The organism is Streptomyces sp. NPDC048191, from assembly GCF_040652655.1.
Lineage (GTDB): Bacteria > Actinomycetota > Actinomycetes > Streptomycetales > Streptomycetaceae > Streptomyces.
The window spans coordinates 45,015-53,226 of record NZ_JBEZMO010000041.1 but is presented as its reverse complement, the minus strand read 5'-3'; the positions used below and the strand labels follow the sequence as shown (position 1 = coordinate 53,226).

General features: G+C 72.2%; 5 protein-coding genes. 3 read left to right on the top strand and 2 right to left on the bottom strand.

The features are described 5' to 3' along the window. Positions 1-116 precede the first annotated feature (116 nt). Positions 117-635 carry a transglycosylase SLT domain-containing protein gene (locus AB0D93_RS37925; protein ID WP_362130067.1) on the bottom strand — a complete coding sequence of 173 codons (519 nt, stop codon included), beginning with the start codon at positions 633-635 and terminating at the stop codon, positions 117-119. Between the two features lie 413 nt (positions 636-1,048). Between AB0D93_RS37925 and AB0D93_RS37920 the strand changes: the two genes are divergently transcribed. The 3 genes from AB0D93_RS37920 to AB0D93_RS37910 all read left to right on the top strand — a co-directional run bounded on the left by AB0D93_RS37920 (position 1,049) and on the right by AB0D93_RS37910 (position 6,969). Next, on the top strand, positions 1,049-1,687 hold the full coding sequence (locus AB0D93_RS37920) for a hypothetical protein (RefSeq protein ID WP_362130065.1): 639 nt from the start codon (positions 1,049-1,051) through the stop codon (positions 1,685-1,687). A gap of 165 nt (positions 1,688-1,852) precedes the next feature. Further along, a complete protein-coding gene (locus AB0D93_RS37915; protein ID WP_362130062.1) occupies positions 1,853-4,141 on the top strand; it encodes a SpoIIE family protein phosphatase in 2,289 nt (762 codons plus the stop codon). A 239-nt stretch (positions 4,142-4,380) separates the two neighbouring features. After that, a complete protein-coding gene (locus AB0D93_RS37910; protein ID WP_362130059.1) occupies positions 4,381-6,969 on the top strand; it encodes a DHA2 family efflux MFS transporter permease subunit in 2,589 nt (862 codons plus the stop codon). 369 nt (positions 6,970-7,338) lie between these two features. On the opposite strand, the gene AB0D93_RS37905 is transcribed toward AB0D93_RS37910, so the two are convergent. Beyond that, positions 7,339-8,169, bottom strand: coding sequence for an SDR family oxidoreductase (locus tag AB0D93_RS37905; protein ID WP_362130056.1), 831 nt, complete (start codon positions 8,167-8,169; stop codon positions 7,339-7,341). Positions 8,170-8,212: the final 43 nt, after the last annotated feature.

Below are 8,212 nucleotides of genomic sequence, written 5' to 3'. Positions count from 1 at the left end.
GCTCCTCGACGCCCATCCTGCGGCGAACCCCGGTACTCATGCGAACACCTTACCGATCGGATCCGGCAGCGGTGTTCGCTGCCGGCACCGGCCTTCGGGTGCTGGGGTCCGTCGACTCAGTAGGCGGAGTTGACGTTGTCGATGGAACCGTAGCGGTGGGCGGCGTAGTTGGCGGCCGCGGTGATGTTGGCCACCGGGTCGGTGACGCTCTGGGCGGTGCCGGAGACGTGGTAGGCGTTGAACGTGGGGTCGATGACCTGGAGCAGGCCCTTGGAGGGGGTGCCCTGCTTGGCGTTGACGTCCCAGTTGTTCTGGGCGGCCGGGTTGCCGCCGGACTCGCGCATGATGTTGCGCTTGAGGCCCTCGTAGCTCCCGGGGATGCCCTTGGCCTTCATGATCTGCAGGGACTGCTTGATCCAGCCGTCGAGGTTGTTGGCGGAGCCGGCCTTGCCCGGGGAGGTGGTGTTGGCGTTGTTCGAGGAGGCCGTGACCACGGAAGAGGCGTGCACCTGCGTCGCTTCGGCGGCCTGTGCGGTCGTCGGCATCAGAGTGAGGGCGGCAGCCGCGGCGCCGGTGGTGGTGATGCCGGCGAGGGCGAGGTTGCGCAGACGGGCGATGCGGGTGCGGGTGGTCATGGTCAAAGGAAGTCTCCACAGAAGGACGTCGTCGGTGTCTGCCGACCGCTGTCGGTCGCGGTGGCGTGGGGCGGGGCCCCGTGCTGCGTCGGGGCGGCGGATCCGGCGGAGTCCCGCTCGGTCCGGCCAGTGGTTCCCGGCAACGACAGCAATGTTTAACGGCGGGCCGGGCGGCGCGCAATGATGTGACGTACTACCCGACTACGGAGAAAGCGCCGAAATCGGACATTGGGCTGATATATGAGCAGGTCAGGCGTGTGGCGGGGGTACGGCCTCGGCTAGGACGTGATGCGCGTCCTATGGGTGGCATCACATCCAGGGGCCGGTTTCCGGGGGTCCGGCGTCGACTCGCGGGGGGAAGATCATGGCCTGACGATGGAGGAACCAGCACCATCGACCCCTTGGACGGCACTATGTCCGTGACCCACTCCCAAGGCTCCGCGAGAGCCCGGCGCCGGATCATCCTGGGCAGCGCGCTCGGCGGCCTTCTCCTCGCCGGTGGGCTCGTCGGCTGCGGCAACGGCAACGGCCAGAGCGCCGGCTCCACGCCCACGGCCGGCACTCCCCGTACGCCGAACGTGTCGTCCTTCTCCGGTACGCCGCCGTCGGCCCTGGCCTCCTCGGCCTCCGCGGCGATCAGCTCGGCCCGGGCGTCCGCCTCCGCCGCGTCCGCCTCCGCCTCGGCGCGCGCCTCCGAGTTCGAGGCCTCGGTGGACGCCGAGACCCAGCGCAGGAGCGCGGCGGCGGAGAAGGAGCTGAAGAACGTGAAGGGCCGGGGCAACGCGCTCTCCGAGGTCGCCATGACGGGCATCCCCAGATCGCAGACCGGCGGAGTGCGCGCCGTCCTGGTCACCATCACCAACAAGACCGGCAGCGCGGCCTCCTACGCCGTTCAGGTCGATTTCAAGGACGAGGCCGGCAAGGTGGTCGAGACGCGGTACGTCGGCGCCGAGCACCTCGAGCCCGGGAAGAAGGAACAACCCATCGCCTTCAGCCACCAGCCGCCCACGGCGAAACTGACCCCCGTCCTCGCCAAGGCGCAGCGCTACTGACGTCGGGCCGCTCGTCCGGATGCCGCAACGAGCGTCCGTGCGCGCCGGTCGTGCCCGGGGGCCGGGCGTGAGGGCTCCGGGGTGCTGCACAGGTTGCCGCGCATGGCCGAGCGGGTGGGCCGCCGGTGCCTGCGGGGCAAGGATGGGGCCGGAGGTGTGCTACCCATGGTCCACGGTGACGTGCTCATGCACGTCGATGAGCACGGGCGGGTGACCGCGTGGCACCGTCCGGCACAGGAGAGGTTCGGATGGTCGGCCGAGGAGGCCGTCGGCCGGTCCGTCGCCGCCCTCGTGCGCGAGGCCGCCACCGAAGAGGAGTGGCGCCGGGAGCGGATCGGGCACGCGGACCATCTGCTGGTGAGGCCCGTGCTCACGGGCTCCTCGGTGGTGTGGGAGGTCCGTGCCGCGGCGGACGCCGTGTCCGGGCAGGACCTCGCGATCCTGCGGGCCATGTTCAGCCAGTCACCGGTGGGCCTGCACGTGCTGGACGATCAGCTGCGCATCATCCGCATGAACACGGCGACCCAGGCGCTGCGCGATGCGGCGGCCGACCGTCTGCTGGGCCGGCGCTTCACCGAGGCGTACCGGCTCGCCGACCCGGCCGAGGAGGAGGCGGCGGCGCGCGCGGTCCTGGAATGCGGGAGGCCGGCCCTGAACCGGCTGGTGCGGGGCACGTCGGGTGTGGCCGGTCACAAGCGCTGCATCTACTCCGTCAGCTATGTGCGCCTGGAGAGTGTGCGCGGTGAGGTCCTGGGCCTCGTGGCCTCCGCCGTCGACGTCACCGAACGCGAGCGGGCCCTGCAGCGCCTGGCGGTGCTGGACGAGGTCCGCAAGCACGTGGGGGAACGGCTGGATGTGATCGCCGCCAGTGAGGAGTTCGTGAACGCGGTCGTGCCGGCGTTCTCGGGGATCGCGGTGGTGGAGGTGATCGATGACGTGGTGCGGGGCGAGGTGCCGCCGCTGGTGCCCGTGGACCGCGACGTGCCGCTGCGCCGGGCGGCGTTCCGGGGCCGGATGTCGGCGTATCCGGTGGGTGACGTACGACACCTGCCCTACGGGACGCCCTTCGCGCGGGTACTGGCTGATCTGCGGCCGCGGCTGGTGTCGGTGACGGACGAGGACAGTCTGTGGCTCGCGGCCGATCCGGCCCGGGCGGAGGCCATCCGGCATTCCGGGGCGCACTCCCTGATCGTGGCGCCGCTGGCCCTGCGCGGCGAGGCCCTGGGCGTGGTGAGCTTCTACCGGCACGAGGACGAGGACCCCTTCGAGGAGGCGGACATCGCCCTGGCGTCGGACGTGTGCGCGCATGCGGCGCTGTGCATCGACAACGCCCGCCGCTACGCACGGGAACGGACCATCGCGGCCACGGTGCAGCGCAGGCTGCTTCCGCAGCGGCGGCAGGCGCCGTCCACCGTGAGCGTCTCCCACCTGCACATTCCCGGTTCCGAGGGGGGAGGCGCCTGGTTCGACGTGATCCCGTTGGCGGGGGCGCGGACGGCACTGGTCGTCGGCGACGTCGCCGGACGCGGAATCGCCGCGGCCACGACCATGGGACAACTGCGGACCGTCATCCACTCCCTGGCCGCGCTGGACCTGCAGCCGGACGATCTGATGGCCCGGCTGAACGACACGGCCGCCAGCCTGGCCGCGGAACGCGCGGCGCTGCCGTCGGGCGACCCCCTGCACCGGGAGACGCTGACCGCCGGATGCCTGATCGCCGTCTACGACCCGGTCGAACTCACGTGCACCATCGTCCGCGCCGGACTGTACGAGCCCGTCGTGGTCCATGCCGACGGCGGCTCGGCCACCCTCTCCGTGCCGGCGGGTCCCCTGCTCGCCGGCACCGGCAACGCCCCTTTCCCCGCCACCACCGTCGACCTCCCCGCGGGCAGCACCCTGGCGATCGGCACCGCCACCCTGGCGGAGAAGGTCCTCGCGCCCTCCGCACCGCTGCGGCCCCTGCTCGACGAGGCCGCCGTCCTGTCGCCGGGTGACCTGTGCGACACGATCGCGTACGCCCTCACCGACGACGACCGGTCGGAAGAAGCGCTCATGCTGTTCGCGCGCACCGACGCCCTGCCCGCGGAACAGGTCCTCACCTGCCCCTTGCCGGCCGGGCCCGAGGCGGCACCGCTCGCGCGCGCGGCCGTCAACCGCCGGCTGAAGACCTGGAACGTCGACGAGGAAACCGCCTTCACCACGGAACTCATCGCCAGCGAACTCGTCGGCAACGCGGTCCGCTACGGCGCCCCGCCCCTGCGGCTGCGCTTGATCCGCGACCAGGCCCTGACCTGCGAGGTCAGCGACGGTTCCCCTTCGGCCCCGCACCTCAAGCACGCGCGCACCATCGACGAGTCCGGACGAGGGCTGTTCATCGTCGCGACCCTCACCGAGAGCTGGGGCACCCGCTACCACGCCGAGGGGAAGACGGTCTGGGCGCAACAGTCCACCTGACGCCGGCCCGGTCGCGGCACAGCCTGTCGTAGGCAGGATCTACACTCAGTTGGTAGCCGCAAGCAACGGAACGTGCATGATGACCGGGACGGGGGACGTCCCGCGGCCGGCGGAAGGCCGGTGCCGTCGCACGCGTCCGCTGCAGCACCTCGACGACGACCTGGTGGACCGCACGTAACACGAGCCTCGAAGCCGGGCAGGGGCCCGGCCGGTGAGGCCAGGCAAGGAGATCCGCACGCATGACCACGTCCGCATCCCCGGCCCGTGGGGGAACCGGAGTGATATCCGCATCGGCTCCAGCCGGCAGGCTGACGCATCGTCAGATCATGACGATCCTCAGCGGCCTGATGCTGGGGATGTTCCTCGCGGCGCTCGACCAGACCATCGTCAGCACCTCGATCCGCACGATCGCCGACGATCTGCACGGACTGAGCGCGCAGGCATGGGTCACCACCGCATACCTGATCACCTCCACCATCAGCACGCCGCTGTACGGCAAGCTCTCCGACCTCTACGGCCGCAAGCCCTTCTTCCTGGCGGCCATCACGATCTTCATCGCCGGCTCGGCGGCCTGTTCGTTCGCCACCTCGATGACGGAACTGTCCGCCTTCCGGGCCTTCCAGGGCATCGGCGCGGGCGGCCTGATGTCCCTGGCGCTGGCGATCATCGGTGACATCGTGCCGCCCCGCGAGCGCGCCCGGTACCAGGGCTACATGCTCGCGATGTTCGGCTCCTCGAGCGTGCTCGGTCCGCTGATCGGCGGTTTCCTCGCGGGCCGGAGCAGCATCCTGGCCATCGCCGGCTGGCGCTGGGTGTTCCTGGTCAACGTGCCGGTCGGCATCATCGCCCTGTTCGTCGTCGCCAAGGTGCTGAACCTTCCGCACAGCCGGCGCGAGCACCGCATCGACTGGTGGGGCGCGCTCACCATCGCGCTCGGCGTGGTGCCGCTGCTGCTCGTGGCCGAGCAGGGCCAGGACTGGGGCTGGACCTCCACCAAGGCCGCCGTCTGCTACGGGATCGGCGCGGTCGGCCTGATCGTGTGGGTCCTCGTCGAGCGGGCCATGGGCGAGGAGGCCCTGATCCCCATGCGGCTGTTCCGCAGCGCGGTGTTCAGCAAGATGAGCCTGCTGTCCGTGCTCATCGGCATGGGCATGTTCGGCGGCATGATGATGGTCCCGCTGTACCTGCAGATCGTGAAGGGCGTCAGCCCCACCAAGTCAGGTCTGCTGATGCTGCCGCTGATGGTCGGCATGATCGCCGGGACCATCGTGGTCGGACGCATCATCCAGAAGACCGGCAAGTACAAGATCTTCCCCGTGCTCGGCACCGCGCTGATCATCGCCGCCATGCTCCTGTTCCACTACCGGGTGCAGTGGGACACGGCGCTGCCGGAGACCATGGCCTACATGGCCCTGTTCGGCATCGGCCTCAGCGGCTGCATGCAGATCCTGACCCTGGCCGTGCAGAACGCCGTCGAGCCCAAGGACATGGGCGTCGCGACGGCGTCGGCCACCTTCTTCCGGCAGATGGGCGGCACCGCCGGCACCGCGGTCTTCCTCTCCGTGCTGTTCAGCACCGTCGGCGACAAGATCAGCTCGGCCTTCCGGACCGCGGCCCACACGCCCGCCTTCCAGGCCGCGCTCCACGACCCGGCCGTACGGGCGAACCCCGCGAACGCGCCGGTGCTGGACATGCTCAAGCATCCCGGGGCGGGCGGCGGGAGCGGCTCGGGCGTGCTCGACGACTCCTCGTTCATCCAGCGGCTCGACCCGCGCCTGGCCGAACCGTTCAAGGTCGGATTCACCGACTCGATGCAGCTCGTGTTCCTGATCGCCGCGGCCGTGATGGTCCTGGGCTTCCTGGTCGCGCTGTGGACCAAGGAGGTGCCGCTGCGGCAGGTCTCCGGACTCGAGGCGCGGGCGGCGGAGGAGGGCGGCACCCCGGCACCGGAGCCGACCGGGCCCACCGCCGAGCCCGTCGCCGCCGAACAGGCACCCACCGAGAGCCGGCCGACGGCCGTGCCGGCGCCCGACCGGTTCGAGCCCGTTCCCGGCGCCGCACGGTACGGCGTCCACGGCCGCGTGCTGGACGGCACCGGCGCGCCGGTGCCGGAGGCCGTGATCACCCTGATCGACGTGGGCGGCCGGCAGCTCGGCCGCGCCGTCAGCGGCGCGGACGGGAGCTACGAGTTGGCCGTCACCGGCCCCGGCACCTATGTGCTGATCGGGGCCGCCGGTGCCCGGCAGCCGCAGGCCGTCACCGTGCTCGTCGGCGAGGAGCCGGTCGAGTGCGATCTCGCGCTCAGCGGCACCGTCGCCCTCAGCGGGACGGTCCGGGACTCCGTCGAGGGGCGCCCGCTGCCCGGAGCCCTGCTGGTCGCCACCGACGTGCGCGGCGAGGTGGTGTCCTCCGGGACCTCGGCCGCCGACGGCGCCTTCGTGCTGGCCGATCTGGTCCCCGGCGGCTACACGCTGGTGGTGAACGCGCCCGGACACCGCCCGGCCGCCCTCCCGGTCGACGTCACCCCGGGGACGGGTGGTGCGTACGAGGTCCGGCTCGAACCCGGCGCCCGGGTGGGCGGCGTCGTCAGCGGCGCCACCGGCAGCCCGCTCGACGACGCCAAGGTCACCCTGCTGGACTCGGCCGGCAACGTGGTCGGCACCGCGCTCACCGGCCCCGACGGCGCCTACGGGTTCACCGACCTCGACGGCGGCGAGTACACCGTCATCGCCAGCGGCTACGCCCCGGTCGCCACATCGGTCCGGGTGGACGGCAGCGGCACGAGCGGCGTCGACCTCGAACTGTCCCACGAGGACCCGTCCCGCTAGCCCGGTCCGCCGCGGCGCGGGAGCCCCTGCTCCGGTCTCCCGCGCCCCGGCCGCGACCTGGTCCGAGGCACGTGAGGTGCCCGGGCCGGGGCCGGTGACGATCCGCCGGGTTCCCGGCCGGCCGACTCCCGCGCACCGGGGGCGTGGCATCGGGACGGTCCAGGCCCCGGCGGAACCGCCGGTCTGCCGAGGACGTGCGCGGGCTCTCCTGCCCTGTTCGGTGGACGTGCGGTTCGCCTGGGGGTGTGGCCCGCCTGAGGTCACGCTCCCGGTCCGTGGGCGGGACGGGTGGCGCCCGCGGACTGGCGGGGTGAGGGTCCGCCGGGTTCCCGTCGCCGCTCCTCCCCGGGGCCGGTGTGCGGCCGGCGGTCAGTGGGGGGCTGCGGAGTCCTCGTCGGTGCGTGACGCGATGCGGAAGTCGAAGGCGAGCGTTCCCGGGTCCAGGGCCGTCGCGCCGCCGTCCACGGTGAGCACCGCCCCATTGACGTACGACGCCGCCGGCGACAGCAGCCAGCCGATCGCCTCCGCGACCTCCCGCGGCTCGCCCGGCCGTCCCGCGGGAACCACCCCGGTCGCTTCCGCGTAGGCGGCCTGTACGCCGCCGCTCAGGTCCGCCTCCTCGGCGAAGCGCGCCATGCGCCGGTCCGCCATCTCGGTCCGTACCCAGCCGGGGCACACGATGTTGGCCCGTACCCCCTGCCGCCCGTAGTCGACGGCCACGGACCGGCAGAGCTGGAGCAGGGCCGCCTTGGAGGTGGCGTACGGGGCGTTGCCCGTGCCGTTGCGCAGCGCGGACACCGAAGCGACGGCGACGACCGCCCCCCTGGACTCCAGCAGGTACGGGATCGCCGCCCGGAGCAGGAGAAGCGGGCCGGTGACGTTGGTGCGCATCACCTCGTCCCAGTCCTGCAGCGACATGTCCCCGACGGCCCCGCCCCGCCCTGTGCCGGCGTTCAGCACCAGCCCGTCGAGCCGTCCGTGCGCGGCCAGGGCGGCCCGTACGAGTTCCTCGGCCGCCTCCGGGTCCCCGGCGTCGGAGGGGCACGCCAGCGCGCCGGTCTCCTCCGCGAGGCGCCGCAGGGGTCCGGCCCGCCGACCGGAGACGACCACGTGGTGGCCCTCCTCGCGCAGCAGCCGGGCCGTGGCCTCGCCGATACCCGTGCCCCCGCCGGTCACCACGACGACCCGCTTCTCCGTCACTGTGGTCAGCCCCCTTCACCGAGATCCGCGACGCGTTCGACCC

Bases quoted from the DNA above. Each gene is read 5' to 3' on its own strand.
- AB0D93_RS37910 (WP_362130059.1), top strand. From the start codon at position 4,381: ATGACCACGTCCGCATCCCCGGCCCGTGGGGGAACCGGAGTGATATCC.
- AB0D93_RS37925 (WP_362130067.1), bottom strand. From the start codon at position 635: ATGACCACCCGCACCCGCATCGCCCGTCTGCGCAACCTCGCCCTCGCC.
- AB0D93_RS37920 (WP_362130065.1), top strand. From the start codon at position 1,049: ATGTCCGTGACCCACTCCCAAGGCTCCGCGAGAGCCCGGCGCCGGATC.
- AB0D93_RS37915 (WP_362130062.1), top strand. From the start codon at position 1,853: ATGGTCCACGGTGACGTGCTCATGCACGTCGATGAGCACGGGCGGGTG.